The following is a 22,408-nucleotide window of genomic DNA, read 5'->3' as shown; positions in this document are numbered from 1 at the left end:
ATTATACTGATGATCCGTAAAAAAGTCATGCTGGAGTTGACGAGTATTTATACTCATCGCAAAAGTGACATGCTCCCGATCTCGATTGTATTCAGCCAGAGTATGCAGCATCGCAATTCCGGCTTTCACAGCATCATCCGCGCCCTCGCTAAACAAAGCCATAATTGCATCACCAATATATTTATCAATAAACCCTTTATTTTCCACAATTAGTGGTTCCATTCGACTCAGATAAGAATTGATAAATTTGAAATTTTCTGTCGGTGTCATTTGTTCCGAGAGAGTAGTGAAATCGCGGATGTCAGAAAACAAAACTGACATTTCCAACTCCACCGCTCCTCCCAATTTAATATCAACAATACTGTCACATCCCAAAAAAGCTAAAAACTCATTGGGTACAAAGCGACTTGTCGCCTCCGCAATTTCTAATTCTGCATCCAGTGAAAGCTCCAAATTGGAATTGACCTCAAAGAGATCCTGAATGAACTTTTTGCGTTCTGCCTCAGCTTCTTTGCGTTCTGTGATATCTTGAAGAGTGTTGATAGCATAAACAATATTTCCTTGTTGATCGTAGATTGGAGTAGCGAAGATTTCTAAGGGAATAATCTTGTCGCCTTGATGAACTTCTGCATCGTCAGCCCTAGCAATTTCCCCCTTCAACGCGCGCACGATGGGCAAATTTTCCGTAGGATACTTTTGATTTGTGCCTGCTTGGTAGACTTCATAAACCTCTGACAATTGCTCCGAACTCGTATTCGGCACAACTCCTTTACCAAATATCTCTTTTGCTTTCCGATTGACGTAGTAAGGTTTGCCGTCCGCACCCAGCACACCTACACCAATCGGCATTGCTTCCAAAAACTGTCTCAAGCGATTTTCGTTTTCATGCAGTTTGGCAATCAGTGCCGTTTGCTGGCTGTTTAGCTGGGCTAACTCCTGATTTATTTGGTGGAGTTTGGCATTTTGTTCGGTCAGTTGTTTATCTTGAAAATAACTATTTAGCGCTTCTTTAACCGTCAACTTCAAATCTTCAGATTGCCAAGGTTTGGTAATATAACGATATAAGTTTGCAGAGTTGATAGCATGGGCGATAGCCCCAAGATCTGCTTGTCCTGTCAGCATAATTTTTATAGTTTTAGGCAAAATTAGATGAGCCTGTTTTAACAGCTCATCTCCCTTCATTTCAGGCATAATGTGGTCAGAAATAAGTAAAGGAATTTCATCCCCATCCTCTAACAATTCTTCAATTAACTCTAATGCTTCCTCTCCCCCTTCAGCAATTTCGATTATGTAATCCTTGCCGACAGCCTCTTGCAGTTCTGCTTTGAGGCTGCTGAGTATAGTTTTCTCATCATCGACACAGATAATTACCTGCTGGGTCATAGTTTAGATAAACCAGATTTAATAGTTTCTAGCAAATGGTCTTCCGACCAAGGTTTAGATAAGCAACGATGGAGGTTCGCCTGTTTTTTTGCTCTGTCAATTGCTACTTCATCAGCTTGACCTGTGAGCATGATTTTAATAACATTGGGGTAGTTTTTGTGAATTTGAATCAGCAACTCATCTCCCCTGATACCGGGCATTAACCAATCAGAAATAATCAAAATAACGCTAATTCCCTCCTCATTGAGGTCATTGATTAGATCTAAAGCCTCCTCAGCATCCTCAGCCCCTTCATAGATGTAGGTATCCCCAAATGCTGCTGCTAGCTGCGTCCTGAGACTGTCTAACACTATTCTCTCGTCGTCAACGCACAAAATAACTGGTTTAGACATCTATTTTTTCTCGTTTTTAATTGTTTATTAGTAGCAAAAGTAGTCACAGTAGTAAAGTATATTAGTAGGCCCCATTTTATCTTAAGATGTCACAAGTCAACGCCTCGCCAAATCCTTTCTCCCTCCCCAGTCGCCGAAACCAAGAAACTTATATGCGTAGTAGCTTAGCTGAGCATAACGCATCGTACTGCTGTTTTACATCCGTTTCCTGTTGAATCGGAGTTATGAGCCTCAAAACGCTTTGACTTTTGAAATACTCCCAATGGGGTAGATTGCAGCTTAGGCGGAACCAAGTAACACCCGACCTACTTAGTAGCTTATATCGTTGGCGATCGCATTGACCTGCTTATAGACCGCTCATGGGCAGGAAAACATTAAATATAGTTTTGCCAGGAATTGATTCCACTTCAATTTTTCCCTGATGTTTGTCAACAATCTTCTTGACAATATCTAGTCCTAATCCGCTGCCTTCTCCGGCCAATTTAGTAGTAAAAAACGGGTCAAATATTTTTGTTTTTATCTCTTCTGGTATCCCGTTGCCGCTGTCGGTAATGCTAATTTTAGCCTGGTCATCTTGAACCGTTAACTCAATTGTTAGCGTGCCTCGATAATCCATTGCTTGCAAAGCATTATGAATTAAATTCGTCCAAACTTGATTGAGTTCGTCGGGATAGCACAGTATCGGCGGGATTTCGGCATAGTTTGTGATGACCTCAACTCCCTGTTTGAGGAGATTTTGATACAGAGTTAAGATTGTTTCAATACCTTCTTTAATACAGGCTGCTGTTTTTTCGCCCGACTGTTCGTAGCGGGCATAAGTTTTTAAGGCAAAAACTACTTTCGATGCTCTATCTGTGGCTGTGTTGATAGTAGCGATGCCTCTTTTTAATTCGGAAAGTTTGTAGGCGATTTCTAGGATGTGTAAACTATCGGATCTTTGCAACAAACGAACAAAGGCATCTATTTCATTATAAACACCCATAATCACTAGGCGATCGGCTACGGTATCGGCACTCTCAATTCCTAATTCTTCCAGTTGGCTTCTCAAAGCTCTCTTCAATTTGCGTTCTTCTTTGGTTGATAAGCTTGCTTCTTGTTGGAGCGATCGCTGAAGTAAACTCAAGAAATTATGTGCTTCTTCTGGGGAGAGAGATTGAAAAAGTGCGGGCAACTGTTCTAAAGTTTGATTCAAGAACTTAGAAACATTTCCTGCCGAGGAGCGAATTGCACCCAGGGGAGTGTTAACTTCGTGAGCAACTCCGGCAACCAGTTGTCCTAAAGCTGCCATTTTTTCTGATTGAATCAATCCTTCTTGGGTGGCTTCGAGATTGCTTAAAGCTTGTGATAATTCTTGGGTGCGTTCTTCGACTTTGGCTTCTAAGTTGGCATAGAGTTGGGCATTTTCTATGGAGATCGCGGCTTGGGAGGCTAAGATATTTAAGACGGCCAGCCGATCGGGAGTAAAGGCATTTGTAACGAGAGTATTTTCTAGGTAAAGAATGGCGATCGGCTTTCCTTGATGTTGAATCGGCAGACACAAAACCGACTTGGGTTGATGCTGGATGATATAAGAGTCAGCCGCAAAGGTAGCCTCAGCCGTCGCATCATGAATTACCAAGGTTTCTTGGGTGCGCGAGACATAGTTAACGATCGCGATCGGAATTTCGTTAGAGTCAACAAGGGGAGTTGATGCTAGATTGCACGATTTACTGCTCACACATAGAGCCGCGACGAAGAAAGAATCTCTTTCTCTCAAAATCATAGCTCCTTTTTTAGCTCCCACATTCTCAATCATCACTTGCATCAAAGTGGAGAGCAACTTATCGAGGTTGATTTCTCCTGACAGTGATTGAGAGGCTTTGATTACTGTTGCCAAGTCCAAAATCTCTGAAAGACCTGAAGTTGTATTTGCAACAGTTCTAGTCATCATTTGGGTAATTGTTTCTCCTGTCTTTAAGCTGATTTTTTGATTTAAAATAGGTGCAAGCAATTGGGGATAGCATTTTTCTAAATCATCAATTTTTGCCTTGGCTCCCCAGCGTGCATAGGCGTAGTAAGCCTCTGTAAGGTAGACTTGGGCAATTTTTTCTTTACCCCAAGTTAGATAGAATTTTCCTGCCAGCTCATTGCTAAGCGCTTCTTCGTTAATGTACTCATTTTCTTTAGCAAGTTTTATGGCGCGATCGTAAGAATCCATTGCGTCCATATTTTGACCTAAAACTCGATGCCGTTCTGCCTCTACTAGATAGAATTTATGTAAATAATTCATCGGGGCATGATTCGCCCAGTTTTGCATTTTGGCCTGATTGGAAATTATGGTTTCGAGGATTTGTTGTTGTTCAGAAATCTCTACATCAGAATACACCGCCAACTTAGAAAGAGAATCGTAGGTATAAAAAATCGGCACTAATATCGAAGCTACTACTGCATCTAAATACTGTTTTGCTCCGGCAGAATTCTCAACTGCTTGGTGGTACTCACCAAAAAGATAACAAAGGATTAACTTATTTAAGTAAAAATAGTAACACGCCATTCTGTGATTATTGGCAATATGAAGCGGTAACATTTTAGATTCATCACAAGCTGAACCCATTAAACGGCAAGGATTCTCTGTCATTCCCAGCAAGTTTAATACAAGTTGATGGTCAATTTGATGCACTTGAAGAATGCTATCCTGATTCATCTTTGTGAAAGCATCCCTGTAGGTTTGCATTTCTAGTTCAACCCTTGACAGTTCAGTAGAGCCACTACAGTACAAAAGGTAACAGTACCTTTGTGCTGAACAGCCAGCGTGTTCTAAATCTCCAGTTTCTAAACCTCTAAGGTAAGCAGATAACAGGGGTTTAAACGTTTCTTTAATATGATTTTTCCAAGGTTTGGTCAAGTAAGTTGCTACAAAAATAGTCATAGCCTCGAAAGGCTTGGCATCGAGCTTATTGAGCAGATTTAGTGCCAGTTCTCCAAATTGATAGCCCGATTCTAACTCTCCCATGAAGCCGCAGAGAATGACTCCATAATTCGCATAGGAATGAGTATGAGTTGGTGCATTACCATATTCAATGGCTAACTGAATCTGTTTAAAAGTAATCAGGGGCAACAGGAGGGGAGTTACCATGTAGGCAGCAGGACAGAGTTTTAACAGGATCTTACTCGCTGCCAGTTTTTGCGGGTCAGTCATGTCAGGCAAGTCAATTAAGTCTTGAATATGTTTCCCCTGTAAAGCCAATTGCGTCTCTTTAAAAGCCAGGGGAATTTCTGTCGGTTCTGGATCTTGAGGTAGATTTATCCCCAATAGTTTGAGAATGTCTAACCCAAAATTTAAAGATTGTTTGATTTGGTTCTGCGCTCTCAAAGCTTGAATTTTAACTTGATAAATTTTGATTTTATCTAAGAGCATATTTGCGTTTTGGAGGGCAATTTCTGCCAATCGCTCCATTTGCTCAAAATCACCGTTTAGATACATCGCCTCCGTGGCTTCTTCATACAGTGCCAAAGTTAGGTTATAATGGTTATTCCAACAATCAATAGCCAGAAGTGCTATACCTACAGTTAAATACTTTTTAGCAGCCGCGTAAGCCGTTGAAGATTTAGCTTTACGTCCAGCCATTAAATTCAACTGAGCCAGTTCGTCCCGTTCTATTTGAGGGGTAATTAACTCCATCCCCATATTCAATTGGTTGACAATATCAAAAATTTTCTCTTCTATTTCTGCTTCCGTAGGGGCGGTGCCTCCGTCCCCGCCCTTCCTCAACAGCATTTTCCCAATTTCGAGATGGGTGGACTGTTTCTGGGATTCGGGGATCAGAAGATATGCTGCTTGCTGCACTCGATCGTGTAAAAACTTGTAGGGAACCGATAACTCAGGCGTTTGTGCAAGTTCAACTGATTCCGAGTCTTGAAAAAATTTGTACACTTCAGCGATCGGAATAACTAACCCTTCTTGCAAAGCTTTCCACAAATCAGCCGCTGTCTCACTCTGAGATTTTTGATGAACCATTGCCAGGGTTGCTAAGTCAAATTGGTTGCCAATACACGCTGCAAGTTTCAGAACATCCTGGGTATCTCTAGGCAACTTTTGCAACTGAATCGCCATAAACTCGACAACATCATCTGTCAAAGCTAGCGTCCTCACTTGGGCTATGTCACATTGCCAATAGCCACTATTAAAATCAAAAGATATTAACCCATCTTCGTGCAGAGATTTTATAAATTGAGTAGCAAAAAAAGGATTGCCTTTAGTTTTGGTAAAAACCAGCTCTGTCAGAGGAATCGCCCGTTCTGGTGGACAGGAAAGAGTATCGACAATCAGGCGATTCAGGGAAGTTTTGTCTAAGGGTGCTAATGTAATTTGGTTGACTGTTGCCGAGTCTTTGCGAATCTCATCCAATGTCAGCATTAGTGGATGAGCGGGAAACACTTCGTTATCCCGATACGCTCCCATTAACAACAGATAGCGGGTATCTATTTCACTCATTAACAACTGCATTAGCTTCAAAGAAGCCGAATCTGCCCACTGCAAATCATCCAAGAAAATCACTAAAGGATGTTCTTTTGTTGCGAACACTCTGAGGATTTTTTTAAATAATAGATTGAAGCGATTTTGAGCGGCAGTCCCTTCTAGTTTTGGCACTTCTGGCTGCTTGCCAATTAGTCGTTCTAATTCCGGGATAACATCTATAATGACTTGACTATTTTCTCCTAACGCTTCTAATATTTTGACTTGCCATTTATGGATCTCAGCAGCACTTTCGGTGAGTAATTGCTGCATCAAATTCTGAAAGGCTTGCACCCACGACGAGAAGGGAATATCGCGCTTAAATTGGTCAAATTTACCTTTAATGAAGTAACCCCGCTGGCGGACAATAGGTTTATGAACTTCGTTAACAACCGCTGTTTTGCCAATCCCGGAAAAGCCAGCAACTAGCATGATTTCGCAACTGCCTTCGCTGACGCGATCGAAGGCATCTAATAGCGCTTTAACTTCAGTTTCTCTACCGTAGAGTTTTTCAGGAATGACGAAGCGATCGCAAATATCTCTATCCCCCAAGGCAAACTGGCTAATATTGCCATTTTCTTGCCATTGCTGCCAACAATTTTCTAAGTCATATCGCAGCCCAACAGCACTTCGATAGCGTGACTCTGGAGTTTTATTGAGCAATTTCATAATAATTTTATTCACCATCGCGCCAATAGCTGGGACCAGCTCAATTGGAGGAGTAGGAATCGTGGCCATATGACAATGGACTAACTCCATTGAATCGCTAGAGTTAAAAGGTAATTGCCCTGTCAGTAGTTCGTAAAACGTGATTCCCAGCGAGTAAAAATCTGTGCGGTAGTCGATACCCCGATTCATTCGTCCCGTCTGTTCTGGGGACATATAAGCTAGAGTTCCTTCTAAGACGTTTGGGTTGTGGATTTCCTGTTTTTCTCTGGGTAAAAGAGAGGAAATGCTGAAGTCAATTAATTTAACTTCTTTAGTTTGGGGGTTAATGATAATATTGTCGGGCTTGATATCTTTGTGAATAATTCGGTTGTGATATAATCCTTCTATGGTTTGGACAATCCGAATCGCGATGGGCATAAATTCATCGAGCGGTAGGGGCGAAGTATGGGGGGAGGAAACCTCAGAATTATTTGATAGGCGATCGCCCAAATTCTTCGCTTCAGCATTAGCAGTATACTCAGCAAGAGAAACACCCCCAACATCCTCCATTACCAGAGCAAAAGCATTGCGGTAGTTTAAGAGTGCAATGGGTTTGACAATTCCAGGAAGGTCAAGATTTTTGGTAATGGTGTACTGATTCCGCAACTGCACCAGTTCGCTAAAAGTGGGATACTCGCTCAATAGCAGTTTGATAATTACTTTTTGGCTTGACTCAGAAACTCCTCGATAAACCTGTGTTTTAGATCCATTGTAGATTTGCTCAAGGATGCGATAGCCGGGAATTGTTAACAAATTATCAGTCATGCGGAAGAGGTTAAATAAAGATTTTATAGATGCTACCGGAGGCTGAAAATGATAAATTTGGGAATAGACTAAGACAGGTCTATTGCTTAGCTAGTTTCTCTAACAGGTGATAGACATTGTTCAGCCTGTACTAACTGAATTTTTTAAGCGGAAATTCTCGGTTTTTCAAATTTTATATAATTGCGCTGGAATTAGCTAAGTTTTTCACCCTTATTTTAAGATTTTCGACAAGGACTAAAAGAGACTCGGTGAAAAGCCGATCGCCCGCAGCGTTCCAAAGCCAATTTATGTTTTGCTGTTCCATATCCCTTGTTATTTGTCAAGTCATATTCAGGATACTTAACAGCCATCCGCAGGATTAATTCATCGCGCCAAACTTTCGCCACAATACTAGCAGCAGCAATCTGAATCGATCGCGCATCACCCTTAATCATCGTCTCTTGCTTGATCACCAAATTGGGAATCCTTTGATTCCCGTCAACCAAACACAAATCCGGCGTCACCTTCAACTTCAAAATCGCCCGTTTCATCGCCAACAAAGAAGCCTGCAAAATATTGAGGCGATCGATCTCCCGCACCGAAGCCGCACCAATTTGACAGTCAACCGCCACAGCCCGGATTTTCACAGCTAACCGACTCCGGGCTGCGGCACTCAACTGCTTGCTATCTCGCACCCCGCAACTTGCTAATTCATCGAGAACTTCGTCGGGCAAAATGCAGGCTGCAGCCACCACCGGCCCGAACAAAGCGCCTCGTCCGACTTCATCCACACCCGCAATTACCAGAGCGTTCGAGGGAGAGGAGGAAAGGGGAAGATGGAAAGATGGGAAGAGAGTAAAAATTTCTACTTCTTCCTTCTTCCCTCTTCCCTCTGACTTCTTCCTTCTTCCCTCTGACTTCATATCACTCATCCACAACGGCTGACGAGCGACGGCGGCGGCGACGGTTGATAGCAGGCTCCTCGGGTTCGCTGGCTTCGCTGGGTTCGCTGGCTTCGATCGGCTCATTGAGTTCGCTGGGCTCATTGAGTTCGCTGGGCTCATTGAGTTCGATCGGCTCATTGAGTTTGATCGGCTCATTGAGTTTGATCGGTTCATAGGATTCGATCGGTTCATAGGATTCGTCCATCACATCGCTGGGTTCCTCCATCCGATCAAAATCATCAGTTTCGTCGATCAAACTCTCGCCATAAATTTGGGCATCATCATCATCATCATCATCATCATCCTCTGAAAACACAGGCTCAACTACCGACCTTTCTGGATAATAATCCCGTTCCTCAACATTCTCTTGAGGCGTCGTCGCTTCAAATTCAAATTCGAGCTGCTCGAAAGGTGGCTTGTTCGGAGCAGCTCCCGGAAGCGTCACCGAAACGATCGCATTCTTAGGATTTTTCACGCTGCGATCAGTAAGCACCAAAGGAGAAACCCCCATCAGAGCATAAACATCCTGCTCCTCCGCCGTCATTTCCACCGAAATCACCTCTGGAGGCTCCACCATCGGCTTCATCAACTCAGACTTAGCCGGACGCACGCGATCAAAATCCTCGCGCCTGCCAGCAGCAGCCATATTCACCAGCCCGAAGCCCTCCGAAGCTGCCCGGATGCCGGGGGGTGCCAGATACTCAGAGCGCGTATCCGCGACGGGCGCGCTCGAAGTATTCGGCAGCCGCAACTTGCTACGTACAGGTTCCTCCTCCGCCGGGAGAGCAAAAGGCTCTTCGCCAATCCGGCGGCGGCGGCGGCGTCTAGTTCCGTTCCCCAAATCCTGATAGCTGGGATGGTTGAGCAAGTCCAAAGGCGAGGCGTTACTGGCTGTCTCAAAATCCGAACTTTCGCTCTGACTCTGAGGTTCCCAAGCAGCCCGAGCAGGTTCGGGGGGGCGTTCTTCCCGCACCGGGGCAGGAGTTGCAGCCGCTACAGGCGTCAAGCTGCGGCGTTCCAATCCTTCGGGCAAATTCAACAAAACGCGGTTCGACGTAGCAACAGTGCGATCGCCCGATTCCCGCACCGCTGCGGCGAAGTCTTCTTCCCCGGGCAAGTGCACCAGATGACCCAACCCGCTGCAAGTAGGGCAACTGTGCCCGAACAACTCATAAATATTTTGACCTTGGCGCTTGCGGGTCAGTTCTACCAGTCCCAATTCCGACAGTTGAGCGATTTGTGGCCGAGCTTTGTCAGCCTTGAGAGCTTTATTGAAATGTTCCAGCACCTGCAACTGATCGCGGCGGGATTCCATGTCAATAAAGTCAACAATAATCACTCCGGCAATATTGCGTAACCGCAGTTGTCTCGCAATTTCCGTTGCTGCTTCGCAATTTGTCCAGAGTACCGTTTCCCTAGCCGTCGCTGATCGAGTAAACGAGCCAGAGTTGACATCTATCACCGTCAGCGCCTCAGTCGGCTCAATAATCACATAACCACCCGAAGGCAAATCCACCCTTGGTCTGAGGGCTTCTCGAATCGCAGCATTAACCCGGAAAAATTCTAAAATCGAGGCGCGCTCTCGGTGGTGGTCGATCAAAACTCCCGCAGGAAGTTTACCGCCGTTCCAGCTCATCAACTGCTGCTTCACCCGCTTAATTCCATTTTGCGAGTCCACCACAATCCGATTCACGTCACCGCTGAACATATCTCGCAGCACCCGCTGGATAAAATCGTCATCCCGGTTGAGTAGTGCCGGCGCCCGCGAAGTACCGCCTTCGAGTTGAACGGCTTCCCACTGTTTTTGGAGGACTTCCAAATCTTCCATGATCGCTTCTTCAGTCATCCCTTCAGCTTCGGTGCGTACCAGCAGCCCCATCCCGGCCGGTTTCACCAAAATAGCCAGAGCTCTGAGGCGGTTGCGCTCGGCTTCCGACTTGATTCTGCGTGACAGGTTGACTCCCCTGCCGTAGGGCATCAGTACCAAATAGCGGCCCGGCAGGGTAATGTTGCCTGTCAGCCGGGGGCCTTTGCTGCCCGTCGGTTCTTTCATTACCTGTACCACCACTTTCTGCTGGGGGGTCAGGAGTTCTGTAATTGCTCCTGCCGAGCGTTTAAGACGCAGCGGGCCGAGGTCTGTGACGTGCATAAACCCGTTACGTTCTGGATCGCCAATATTGACGAATGCCGCATCTATCCCAGGGAGTACATTTTCAACAATTCCCAAGTAAATGTCACTGACTTGGTGGCTGCCTGTTGCTACCACAAGTTCTTGGATTTGATCTTCTGAAAAGACGGCAGCAATGCGATGCTGCTCTGCTATAACTATCTGCTTTGTCATTCAATTTCCTCAAAAAACTGGCAGCAAGCTAGAGACACTTACGCACTCATAGTGCCTCTGACTTAGACTGTAATTAGTAGTAGCTTGAAGAGTTATTAGCTGTGAGTTGGTGCAGGGTGGAAGGAAAGTTAACTGTTGACCGTTCACTGTTAACTGTTAACTGTTGACTGTTCACTGTTAACTGTTACAGATAAAGTAGTTAAACCCGCCCGTACAGAGTTATGAGTTATGCTCAGCAGATAAATCTGAGAGATAGAAATAAGGAGGCTTTTATCGAGTTAGCAATATTGAGGTTTGAGTTGAGAATTGCGACATCAATACTCAAAATTCAACACTTACAACTCTTCCCTTGAACGAGCGCGAATAAATTCAGTGACACCGTACCAATTTCTTAACACACAACTTAACACTACGAACTGATAACTCCGCTTGCGTGGTGGTAGAGGGCTGGTTTTGAGGGAAAGTAGGTAGGAGTGAAAGCGCCTAGACTTTTGTTGAATTCTTGTGCGATCGCACTCAACATACCCCAGTTTGGCATTCGACTGCAACCTCCGCCCCTGCCAACCCTAAAACCTCGTCAGTCGATTTTAGATTTTAGATTTTAGATTTTAGATTTACTCCACAGATGAATCTCGGAGATTGAACTAGAGTCTAAAGTCTAAAATTTGGGTTCTCCACGAACTAAGTCGGGGGCTTATCTCCGTTTTTTGACGGGTCAGTCGATTTTAGATTTTAAATTTTAGATTTTAGATTTACTCCACAGACGAATCTGGGAGATTGAACTAGAGTCTAAAATCTAAAATTTTTGGTTCTCCACGAATTAAGTGGGGGGCTTATCTCCGTTTTTTGACGGGTCAGTCGATTTTAGATTTTAAATTTTAGATTTTAGGTTTTAGATTTACTCCACAGACGAATCTGGGAGATTGAACTAAAGTCTAAAATCTAAAATTTGTAGTTCTCCACGAATTAAGTGGGGGGCTTATCTCCGTTTTTTGACGGGTCAGTCGATTTTAGATTTTAGGTTTTAGATTTTAGATTTACTCCACAGATAAATCTCGGAGCTGGAACTTTAATCTAAAATCTAAAATTTTTGGTTCTCCACGACTTAAGTCGGGGCTTATCTCCGTTTTTTGACCCGTCAAAAACATCTATTGTTGAATACCCGCTCTGCGGTTTGAACCGTGAGATTTTTGAATAAGCCGACCACCGACAACCAGTCGATCAATCGAAATTAATCGCTAAATTTGGTTCAGACCCCGCTCCGGCGGGTTTGGCGCTAGATTTAGCCCGTGAATGTACAACAAAAAGGCTTGAAGTCTTGAACAGAAGCAAATTGCACCCAGCCCGCGTTGCTGGTTGACGAGGGCGACGAGCGACTAAAGCGCTCGAGCCGCCGCGGCTTCCATAACAAGCGATTATAGCGTGAAACGACACATCCCGATCGAGAGCCGAAGGTGAAAAATTTCACCACGACTTCCCTATCTTAACCATAACCCAGGATTAGCTGACTACGCTCAACCTGTAGAAGCTGAATTTCCTGCTGGCTGACTTGTTCGAGCATGAACACAATATGTTCTGGCTTCAGCACGTTGCCGTCGCTGCGACAACTGCCGGTAAAGCGCAAGACGGCTCTACCTTCGGATGTAGCACTCCTAGCAGAGGTGCTGCTGTCTGGTTTCTGCTCTATAAGCTCTAGTTTGTGCAGCCTTTCGCGCAAATTGACATTGTGGGTCTTTCCCGACTTAGTAGTATGCACCCGCCAAAAAGCCTCTGTTTCGACGATCGTCTTGACCCAAGCTTCCCAGTTGGCATCAGGAGCCACCGAGACAGGAGCAGCATTGTCCCGGTCTAATTCGCCATCTTCTGTCAGCGAACCCCCTACAGCGACAGTAATCACGTACTCCGCTGCTTCTAACAACTGGTTAGCAGAAGGAGCCTTGAGATCGATCGAATCAACCTTGTAAATCGGAATATTTGCCGGCAGCTTAGCGGCCAACTTTTCCCGAAAACTCTCAACATCGATCGACTCAGTGAGCTCAAAGTCAGCAATTTCCCCAGTGCTGGTAACGCCCAGAGGCAGAGCATTTGCCAGAGAAATCCGAGGGTTCGGGTGAAACCCGCCGGTAAACGAAATCGGCAAATCGGCTCTGCGGACTACTCGATCGAACAATCGGATCAAATCCAAATGACCAACCAAAGCCATATCGCCCACCTTCCCGAACCAAACCCGCACACGCTGTTTCCGCTCGGTATTCGGGACAAACTCCCCAGCAAACTCAGGAATTGGCAGCGCATCCACAACCACATTGTGTCCGAAATCGGTGCCACACACCCCGCAGCGCGAACACCCTTCAAAGGAACAGTCGGGAACCGTCGCTGCTTCCAAAGCCTTTTGCAAGTCAATTTTTAGCCAGTTTTTGTCGATTCCCGTATCTAAATGATCCCAAGGCAGGGCCTGATCGAGAGAGAGGGGGAGAGAGGGGGAAGGGGAGAGGGGGAGAGTGGGGGAGGAGGAGAGGGGGAGATCCGGAGAATTGGAAAAATCTTCCTTCTCCCTTCTTCCGACGGACATCGGACTGACATCCGTTACATCCGTTACAGAATCCGTTGCCGAACTTCCTTCTTCCTTCTCAAAAAGATTCCACTCGCCGCTTTCGACTTGGCGGTATTTCCAGGTAAGGCCCGATTCATCGATCGCCTGAGTCCAAGCTTTATATGCCTTATCCAAGCTTTCCCACCACGCATCCATACCCGCGCCAAGTTCCCAAGCGCGGCGGACTACAGCGCCCAAACGTCGATCGCCCCGTCCGACAAAATCCTCCATTGCCGAAATCCGCACATCAGTGTAATTCACCTTGACGCCCCGCATTCCCCGAAACTCTTCCTTCAGGAGTTTTTGCTTGCGGGAAAACTCAGCAGTAGAAACCGAGTGCCACTGAAAAGGAGTGTGAGGCTTAGGCGTAAAATTAGAAATTGTCAAGTTAAAATTCAGTCCCCGCCTGCCATTGATCCTGCATTCCCTGTGCAGCCAGCGGACTGTTTCGGCGATGCCGAGAACATCAAAATCTGTTTCTCCGGGCAAACCGATCATAAAATACAGCTTGATTTTATCCCAGCCGCGATCGACCGCAGTTTTGACACCCCGAAGCAATTCTTCGTTGGTCAAACCTTTGTTAACGATGTCCCGCATCCGCTGAGTACCAGCTTCCGGCGCAAAAGTCAAACCACCTTGTCGCGTCCCGCCGAGAATGTCGGCAATATTATCGTCAAATCTGTCAACCCGCTGACTGGGTAGAGATAGAGAAATATTTTTATCTTTCAGGCGATTTTTGATTTCCATGCCGACTGCTGGGAGTGCCAGATAGTCGGAACAACTCAGGGAAAGCAGGGAAAACTCGCTGTGTCCGGTGGCTTGCATCCCCTGTTCGATCGCCTCTACGACTTGCTGCGGTTCGACATCGCGCGCGGGGCGAGTCAGCATTCCCGGCTGACAGAAGCGACACCCGCGCGTGCATCCCCGGCGGATTTCTACTGTCAGTCTGTCATGTACTGTCTGGACGTAGGGAACCAGGCCGATCGAATAAGCTGGTATCGGAGTCGCCACGCGGCGCAGAATTCGTTCTGGAACTTGCGGGCGGTTGGGATGAACAGAACCGTCTGCCGCCATATCGTAGAATTGCGGGACGTAGACGCCTGGAATTTGCGCTAAATCCAGCAGCAATGCTTCTCGGCTCAAATTATTAGTTTTGCCTTCTGCCAAAATCAAGCCAATTTCTGGCAGCAACTCTTCTCCATCTCCCAAAGCGATGAAGTCAAAAAAGTCAGCGTAGGGTTCGGGGTTGGAAGTTGCCGTTTGCCCACCAGCAAAAATCAGCGGCATTTGAGCGTTTTGGGGATTGGTCGCTCTTTCTTGCCAAGTTAGGGGAATGCCAGCTAAATCCAGCATTTCCAGAATGTTTGTTGCTCCGAGTTCGTAGCTGAGGCTGAAGCCCAGAATATCAAATTCTGTGAGCGATCGCCTCGATTCTACGGCAAACAGCGGAGTTTTGGTCGATCGCAGTTTTGCTGCCAAGTCTGGTGCGGGCAAATAAGCTCGATCGCACAACTGTCTCGGCCCTGCGTTCAAAATGTTGTAAAGGATGATGTGCCCCAGATTGGAAGCACCAACTTCATACACTTCTGGGTAAGTGAGAACCCAGCGCACAGACGCCGCGTCCCAAGGCTTGTGCGTAGCCCCCAATTCGTTTCCCAGATAACGAGCAGGCTGATTAATGTCTGCTGTAAGTAATTCTTCGACTTTTACTGCCACGGCTCGACTCGCTAAATATTTGCGACTCTTAAGCAGCCTACCTTAAAATCTGCCAACACGCCAACGACAGTCGTCTGTCTTTTCGGCCATTTAACCGAATTTGCTGTGTTTTGTTGCCTGTTATCGTCGATGAGGAGGTTCTATCAGTGTTGTTTTACGCAGGAGTTTTGGGCATCAAAGCTATCGACATTTTCAAATATCTCAAAAACTCGATCGAGTTGGCTGAGTTCCAGAATCATCTTAATCCCAGGGGATACTGAGCAAAGACTAAACCTGCGCCCCATTTTTTTCGCCTGCTTGAGGCCCGAAACCAATGCCATCAAACCTGCACTGTCAATAAATTTTACTTCGGCCAAATCTACGAGTACCGCTACAACTCCGGGGGCTGCAATTGCTGCCGCTAGTTGCCGTCCGAATTCTCCGGCGGTGGCTGCATTCAGGTAGTCTAGGGGTCGAATCACCGTAATTGGTTTATGGGCAAGAAGTGTCTGCATATGTCAAACCTATGATTGCTACGTATTTTCAACTACTGCGCTGGACAGATGTAAGCCTAAACCTACTTGATTACTCTGAGCCTAACTTAAGCTGAGGCAAACTGACCAGTTGTTGTCAGTAGTTTTACTGAATCTTTATTTATTGACTCTTTTTTATGAAGTTTTGCCTAAGATTTGGGGAGGAAACGTCAGCTACTATACTATTTTTTATTTAGGCCTGCAGGTTTAGTCTTGGTAATTATAAAAATTGCGATCGAGTTTGTCCTAGCTGTTAGATGAAACTGAACAATGTAATTTAAATCACTTATTAGTTCTGATCTAGATCACCTGTTTACTCGACAGTTCAGAGGAAAATTAAACAGTACGGAGTTCTCCGACTTACTATGCAAGCAACTCATGCTATTCGTCAACTTGTAGAAAAAGCCCTCTACATTAAGCAGTTGACGCCTGACATTGAAAACGAAATCAACTACGAGCTCACCCGTTTGGGGTACATCTCCGATATTGATTATGAGGCTTTAGAGTTATTAATGGATGAAATGGATGCCGGCCGGGTGCAATTGGTATCTAGCCGTCGATAGTGGGAACCGGGCGACCAGTCCACATCCAAAAACCCAAAAATCCTTGCACGGCGCGCAATAGAGACCTGTTAGAAGCATTTACGCCGGTCCAATATTTTTCTAATGAAGTATCTCGTTGCTGAACTTGATATGTGAGGAAATAGTGTTAGGGGCGATCGTCCCTGCACCTCTGATCAAAAGCTAAAACTTTGACTTAAATTAAATCTATAACTTTTGGGGTATGACAAATTAGGTTAATTGTAGATAAGAGTCATGCTTAATGAAGCAGCTAATTACTGAACTTGATATTTGAGGAGAGACTGTTAAGGGCGATCGTCCCTGAACCTCATACAATTTTAGATTTTAGGTTTTAGATTTGAGATTTTAGAAATTGTAATACTGATGATGATAGGGGTTTGGAACTTGTCTACAGTTGCATTCCTTTTAGAAACTGCTATCAGTATCAAAAACTACATACTGTGATCTAAATTAAATTTATAACTTTTGGGGCTTGACAAATTAGCTCTAAGTCTAATTAATACTAAAAAAAGTTTTTCGGCAGGATTAGGACTAAGGGCAACTCTCACAAAGTAAAGCTTAAATTTTAAGTATCTCGTTGCGCTTGTACGCTCTTTCCTAAGCGAATAGCGCACAAGCGCAACTACATATTTTTGTTTAATCGGCCAGTTGGCCTGAGTCCTAAGAATTGTCCGATCGCTCGAATGCAAGAAAATTGATCTGTAGTTACGACATCCTTGACACTCCCCACGGTTGAAACCGGGGGATTCTCCAAGTCCAACTTGGAAGGAACAGGCAAAAGTCCCTCTAGACGCTCAAAATAACACCAGTACCAGAGGTGCTAGAATTGCCGTTACTTTTAAGTTGTTTTCGCTTTCTGAGTCCATCACTTGCGCCAGATAGGTACGCTCCTCACCCTGCCATTATTTGCCCTTTAAGTATTCCGCATCAAAGGCGGATGTCTCCGTTGCCGGGATTTCTCCGTACTAGGATGATTCCTCGCGTAGACGGTTATTCTTACTTGCTGCTTGAATTATACCAAGAATTGAAGGCGGTTGAAACCGCTGCCGACTTATCCCCGTGTCGGTAGCCCGGGGCTTGCGTCTCGTTTTTCCGTCATCGCAGAGTCAATCTAAAATCTAACCTCTAAAATCTTTGAGCGCGCCGCCAAACTTGCCACCACCGCCACCAACTCAGCAGGCTCGATCGGCTTGGGCACGTAAATTTGAAAACCTTGCTGCAGTGCCCGTATCCGTTCCTCTACCCTACCAACCGCCGTGAACGCCAACGCCGGAATTTCCTTGTCCATTATCCCTGATCGCACTTGTTGCAGCAAAGCTTCTCCATCAAGGGCCAGCAGGCCAATATCGATCGCCAACACATTCGGATTCAGCCTTTCAATCGCCTCCAGGGCATCCTTTCCAGAGCTAGCAGTCTCCACCTGGGCCCCGCAATCTTCGAGCACGGTACAGGCAAAATCCAGGGAATCCGCGTCGATATCGACCACCAATACCCGCACTCCAGAAAGATTGGTGCTGACAAAAGACTCCTTTACAGGGGCTCGCGCCTTGCTTTGAGGAATCGCAACCTCACCGAGTGGGGCAACAGAAAATCCGCCGTCGCAATGAAGCTGTTGAATTGGCAATTTCACTAAAAACCTCGAGCCTTCTCCCTTCCCGGCAGATTCGGCTTGCACCGTCCCCCCGTGCATTTCCACAAAATGCCGCACTAGGGCCAAGCCCAAACCCAATCCGTTGTACGATCGCCTTGTAGAGCTGTCAGCTTGGCTGAACCGCTCGAAAACGTGCGGCAAAAACTCTTTTGAAATCCCTTGTCCCGTGTCACTAACCTCAATTTCGATACTAGCGGGCGACAAATTTTTACAGCAAGCGGATTCGTCACCGGCAAAAGTCCTCTCCATCTTTCGCACCGCCACCCTCACCTGTCCGCCATCAGGAGTGAACTTAATTGCATTCGACAGCAAATTCCACGCTACCTGCTGCAAGCGACCGGAATCGGCAAAAATCCGCCCGGTACTGGGGTCGAAATCCGTCACCATTTCAATATTTTTGGCGGCAATCGCGGGCGCTAGAGTATCGATCGCAGCCTCAACAGTAGAAATCACATCCACCCACCGCAAATTCAGCGACAGTTTTCCGGTAATAATCTGCGACACGTCCAGCAAATCCTCGATTAGAGTTGCCAGCGAACGTGTATTGCGGTCGATCGTTTCCAGAGCCCGAACAGTCGTTTTTTCGTCAAACTTGCGGTTTCGCAGCAGTTGCGCCCATCCCAGCATCGCATTCAGTGGCGTCCGCAATTCGTGGGACAAAGTTCCTAGAAACTCGTCTTTAATCCGGTTCGCCCGCGCCAATTCCTGGGCTCGATCGTGCAGTTCTCTTTCCAACTGCTTGCCAACCGTTAAATCGAGAATAAAAGCGACAGATTCTTGCCGCTTTTGGGCCAGCAAAACATATCCGATCAACACCGGAATCCGGCTACCGTCTCTCCTCCAGAATTCCTTTTCGTAGGGAGTGCAAGCCCCCGTTGCTTGTGCCTCTGCCATCCCCTTCTTGTCGAGAGACTGGTACTCCGGCGGCGTGATGTCAATCCAGTTTAATTCCCCGCGCTGCAACTGTTCCCGCGTGTAACCAACTATCCGCAAAAATTCATCGTTGGCCTCGATGATACCGCCGTTCACATCCCCGAAGATAATTCCCATCAAGTTAGCTTCGGCTAACATTCTCAGCTTTTCTTCGCTAGCTTGGAGTGCAGCTTCTGTTTGCTTGCGCTCGGTAATGTCTTGGATGTAACCCGACAAACCAGAATCGGAAGGATAAAAACGCATCTTCAACCACTTATTCCATAACGGTACGAATTCTTCATACTCGACCGTTACCTTTTCTGCTAATGCTTTGCTCGCCATTTTGTAAAACTGTAAATCGACAGCCCAGGGAAATATATCCCAAAAATTTTTACCAATCAGTTCTGCTTTTGGTCTGCCTAACAGTTCAATAGCTTGATGGTTGACATAGGTATAGTTCCAATTTAAATCAACAGCGATAAAAGCATCGGTAATGCTTTCGAGAATGTTAGTAATTTTATAGTTTGCCGATTGCAGCGCTTTAGCTGTTTCTTCTGCTTGCAACCTCGCTGCTTGTTCGCGGGACAAAGCTGCCCCGCGTTCTTGTTCTGCCTGTTTTCGATCGCTAATATCGATGTAAGAACCGATGTAACCTGCAAAAGTGCGATCGGGCCTGTACCGGGGTACGCCTGTACCCAAAACCCAGCGGTATTCCCCGTCATAGCGTCTCAGGCGGCATTCGTGCCGATACTCACTGCCAGCGTCGAAGGCTTTTTGGTAAATATCCAGACATTCTGGTAAGTCATCTGGGTGCAAGTTTTCCATCCAACCCATGCCCATTTCTTGCGCCAAAGTTCTACCGGTAAACTCCAGCCAAACTTTATTAAAGTAATCGCCAAGTTGGTCAGTATCCGACATCCAAATCATTACCGGCGCGGTATCTGCCATGATCCGAAATCGAGCTTCACTCTCCTGCTGCTGTGCTTCGGCTTGCTTGCGCTCGTTCCGTTCTTGAACTTCCCGCAGGGCCCGCTCAATCGACGGCACCAGGCGTATCAAACGGCGTTTGAGAACATAATCAGTAGCCCCTCTTTTCAAAGTTTCGATTGCCACTTCCTCGCCCAAAGTAGCCGAAACAAAAATAAACGGCACTCCCGGACAAGTAATGTGGGCAATTTCCAATGCAGCTATCCCGTTAAAACAAGGCAGCATATAATCTGCCAAAATAATGTCAAAACGTTGTTTTTCCAGCGCCGTGGCAAAGTCTTCTCGAGTTTCCACACACACCAGAGAAAATTGGAGCCCGCCATCCATTAGATATGCCTCAATCAGTTCGGCATCTAGGGGACTGTCTTCTACTAAGAGGATACTGAGCGTTTTCACAAAAATTCCTTTTTCTTAAATATTAATTATCGGACACAAAATTTGAGCGGGCTGTGGCTTTAAGTCAAGCCCAAAAAAGTTTTGGGTTTTGAATGGCATAAAAAAATGTAAAAACCAATTGGTTTCATGAGTTGAGCATTCATATCTCAATCCTAACTTCTAATCAAGTCTATTGCTTCTTGCCGCGGGGTGAACCCCCGCTCTGACTTGATTGGCTAGTACGCTTATTTTTCCTTAACTTTCGTCGGTTTTCCAGGAATCGGTACCGCTGGAGTCTTGCTTGTATGCAGCAGTTTAGCTATACCCTGTTGAACAAATAGTTTCGCGCTTCTGGCTAGAAACAACTAGCTATGTAGTAATTTATCTCGCTTGCTCCTAACTACTGCTACCTCGTTTGGCAGATTATTTTTTTTGTAGTGATGCCCGAGTTAATTCTATATTGCTTTGCCGCTCCTCTCAAGCTCGAATTCGCTTGAATTCTGCCCTTATTTCCTGAATATGGATCAATCCTGTCAAAAAAAGTCAAAGTTGCTGGTCTGTCTGCTTTACTTTTTGCCGAATTTGCCTACCATGCAAGTGTTTCATGGTAGGTAACTGTTGCCTTGTTTATCGCACTCGCCCCTGAAAAATCACAGTTATTATAGTAGCAGCTCGTTATATTGCATCTATCCAAAGATATAATGTTGCAGACACACTGCACTCAACCTGCAGAGATTCCCCTGAATTCGGTAAAACGAACTGCCACCCCGCCGAAAATCTGAGAAAGCTCGATCGACCAATTAATTCCCCATACCAATCCCAGAAAATTTTCTCTGGACTCGCTTGACTTGGACTCCCAGGCTGCCTCTGACCGATCGGCTTATTGATTAAACCGACCCAAAATGTCTTAAAATATACAATACGGTGAGCTGCTGCACAGCCCGCATATATTAAAACTAAGCGCCAACTTGCAATAATTCTTTAAAATAAAGGTACAGCACCGGCGATCCCTAACTCTTCCCCCTCACAAAGGGTAGGGTTTAGCAGAATTGAAGACGATCATCTATGGTGACTTCCAGTAAAGCCCGTGCAGTTGCTTTAGTCTCAGGTTTATTCAGGTTATTGGCAACCAGTTACGAGGAGATTTGACCCGCCGTGCTCCAACGCATCAAACAAGACTTAAAAAACGACCTGATCGCAGGACTATTGGTAGTGATACCCTTAGCTACCACCATCTGGCTGACAATAACCGTCGCCAGTTGGGTGATCAATTTTCTCACCAAAATTCCCAAGCAGATCAACCCTTTTGATGGACTCCACCCGATTTTGGTGAATCTGCTAAATCTTTTAGTAGGGCTGGCTGTACCCCTGCTGAGCATCTTAGTCATCGGTTTAATGGCCCGCAACATTTTCGGCAAGTGGCTGCTAGATTTTGGCGAACGGGTGTTGCAGGCAATTCCCCTAGCCGGTTCGGTTTACAAAACCCTCAAACAACTGCTGGGAACCCTCCTCAAATCAAACGACAAATTTCGCCGCGTGGTGTTAGTGGAATATCCCCGGCGGGGCATCTGGACTTTAGCATTTGTGACCGGTACGATCGAGAATAACGATATTCCGCCTCACCTTTCCGGCGAAACCCCGATCGGCATTTTCATCCCCACCACTCCCAACCCCACCACCGGATGGTACGCTATAGTCCCGGAGGCAGATTTAGTCAATTTGTCAATGTCGATCGAAGATGCCTTTAAAGTCATCATCTCCGGCGGCATCGTCAACCCCAGCAACTCAGTTCCAGTAACCCCCGAAAACATTAAGGGCAAAACACTCGAACCCTTGGTATCCGAATCAAGATACCAGGCTGTCCCAGTCGAAGAAGACTAAACCAAGACATCTTTAGTGGCCCGTAAGGCCGTGTAAACTTTCCCCATAGCAGATAATATTTCGACAAAACCAGCCGAAACCAAGAAAGCCTAAACTCAGAAACCCGGTTTCGAGCATCAATCTTGGGTTTGACAGCCAAGTATCAGTAAACTACCCGCCGCTGGCGAGTCAGACGGCTTGTCTTGTACCGCTT

At 45.9% G+C, this 22,408-nt stretch carries 11 protein-coding genes; 2 read left to right on the top strand and 9 right to left on the bottom strand.

The window, feature by feature from the left end; all coding sequences use genetic code 11:
• The 8 genes from QUB37_RS09145 to QUB37_RS09110 all read right to left on the bottom strand — a co-directional run.
• A partial coding sequence (locus tag QUB37_RS09145) for a PAS domain S-box protein (RefSeq protein WP_333161140.1) occupies positions 1-1,383 on the bottom strand: 1,383 nt, incomplete at its 3' end.
• Complete coding sequence (locus QUB37_RS09140) at positions 1,380-1,775, bottom strand: response regulator (protein WP_333161138.1); 396 nt, start codon at positions 1,773-1,775, stop codon at positions 1,380-1,382. The genes QUB37_RS09140 and QUB37_RS09145, both read right to left, overlap by 4 nt.
• A 346-nt stretch (positions 1,776-2,121) precedes the next feature.
• A complete protein-coding gene (locus QUB37_RS09135) occupies positions 2,122-7,743 on the bottom strand; it encodes an AAA family ATPase (RefSeq protein ID WP_333161136.1) in 5,622 nt (1,873 codons plus the stop codon).
• Between the two features lie 215 nt (positions 7,744-7,958).
• The gene (locus tag QUB37_RS09130) at positions 7,959-8,645 is read right to left on the bottom strand and encodes a ribonuclease HII (protein WP_333161146.1); all 687 of its coding nucleotides are present in this window, start codon (positions 8,643-8,645) and stop codon (positions 7,959-7,961) included.
• Between the two features lies 1 nt (position 8,646).
• Positions 8,647-11,007, bottom strand: coding sequence for an Rne/Rng family ribonuclease (locus tag QUB37_RS09125; protein ID WP_333161134.1), 2,361 nt, complete (start codon positions 11,005-11,007; stop codon positions 8,647-8,649).
• 409 nt (positions 11,008-11,416) lie between these two features.
• The gene (locus QUB37_RS09120; RefSeq protein ID WP_333161132.1) at positions 11,417-11,545 is read right to left on the bottom strand and encodes a hypothetical protein; all 129 of its coding nucleotides are present in this window, start codon (positions 11,543-11,545) and stop codon (positions 11,417-11,419) included.
• A 945-nt stretch (positions 11,546-12,490) separates the two neighbouring features.
• Positions 12,491-15,316, bottom strand: coding sequence for a TIGR03960 family B12-binding radical SAM protein (locus tag QUB37_RS09115; protein ID WP_333161130.1), 2,826 nt, complete (start codon positions 15,314-15,316; stop codon positions 12,491-12,493).
• A gap of 143 nt (positions 15,317-15,459) precedes the next feature.
• On the bottom strand, positions 15,460-15,810 hold the full coding sequence (locus QUB37_RS09110; RefSeq protein ID WP_333161128.1) for an STAS domain-containing protein: 351 nt from the start codon (positions 15,808-15,810) through the stop codon (positions 15,460-15,462).
• A gap of 383 nt (positions 15,811-16,193) precedes the next feature.
• Here QUB37_RS09110 and QUB37_RS09105 point away from each other — a divergent pair, with 383 nt between their 5' ends.
• Entirely contained in the window at positions 16,194-16,391 is a 198-nt protein-coding gene (locus tag QUB37_RS09105; RefSeq protein ID WP_015176637.1) for a hypothetical protein, read from the top strand.
• Positions 16,392-17,520: 1,129 nt separating this feature from the next.
• Here the strand turns inward: QUB37_RS09105 and QUB37_RS09100 are convergent.
• Positions 17,521-20,355 (bottom strand): PAS domain S-box protein, encoded by a 2,835-nt coding sequence (locus tag QUB37_RS09100; protein ID WP_333161126.1) that lies wholly within the window; start codon positions 20,353-20,355, stop codon positions 17,521-17,523.
• 1,134 nt (positions 20,356-21,489) lie between these two features.
• On the opposite strand from QUB37_RS09100, the gene QUB37_RS09095 reads away from it, so the two are divergent.
• Entirely contained in the window at positions 21,490-22,215 is a 726-nt protein-coding gene (locus QUB37_RS09095; RefSeq protein WP_333161124.1) for a DUF502 domain-containing protein, read from the top strand.
• The last annotated feature ends 193 nt before the right edge of the window (positions 22,216-22,408 follow it).

The organism is Microcoleus sp. AT3-A2 (assembly GCF_036705685.1).
Taxonomy (GTDB): Bacteria; Cyanobacteriota; Cyanobacteriia; order Cyanobacteriales; family Microcoleaceae; genus Microcoleus.
Note: the sequence above shows the minus strand (reverse complement) of the source record. Positions and strands in the feature narration are given on the sequence as shown.

Coding starts and splice junctions, on each gene's coding strand:
- QUB37_RS09125 (WP_333161134.1), bottom strand. CDS start 11,007: ATGACAAAGCAGATAGTTATAGCAGAGCAGCATCGCATTGCTGCCGTC.
- QUB37_RS09135 (WP_333161136.1), bottom strand. CDS start 7,743: ATGACTGATAATTTGTTAACAATTCCCGGCTATCGCATCCTTGAGCAA.
- QUB37_RS09120 (WP_333161132.1), bottom strand. CDS start 11,545: ATGCCAAACTGGGGTATGTTGAGTGCGATCGCACAAGAATTCAACAAA.
- QUB37_RS09130 (WP_333161146.1), bottom strand. CDS start 8,645: ATGAAGTCAGAGGGAAGAAGGAAGAAGTCAGAGGGAAGAGGGAAGAAG.
- QUB37_RS09105 (WP_015176637.1), top strand. CDS start 16,194: ATGCAAGCAACTCATGCTATTCGTCAACTTGTAGAAAAAGCCCTCTAC.
- QUB37_RS09140 (WP_333161138.1), bottom strand. CDS start 1,775: ATGTCTAAACCAGTTATTTTGTGCGTTGACGACGAGAGAATAGTGTTA.
- QUB37_RS09110 (WP_333161128.1), bottom strand. CDS start 15,810: ATGCAGACACTTCTTGCCCATAAACCAATTACGGTGATTCGACCCCTA.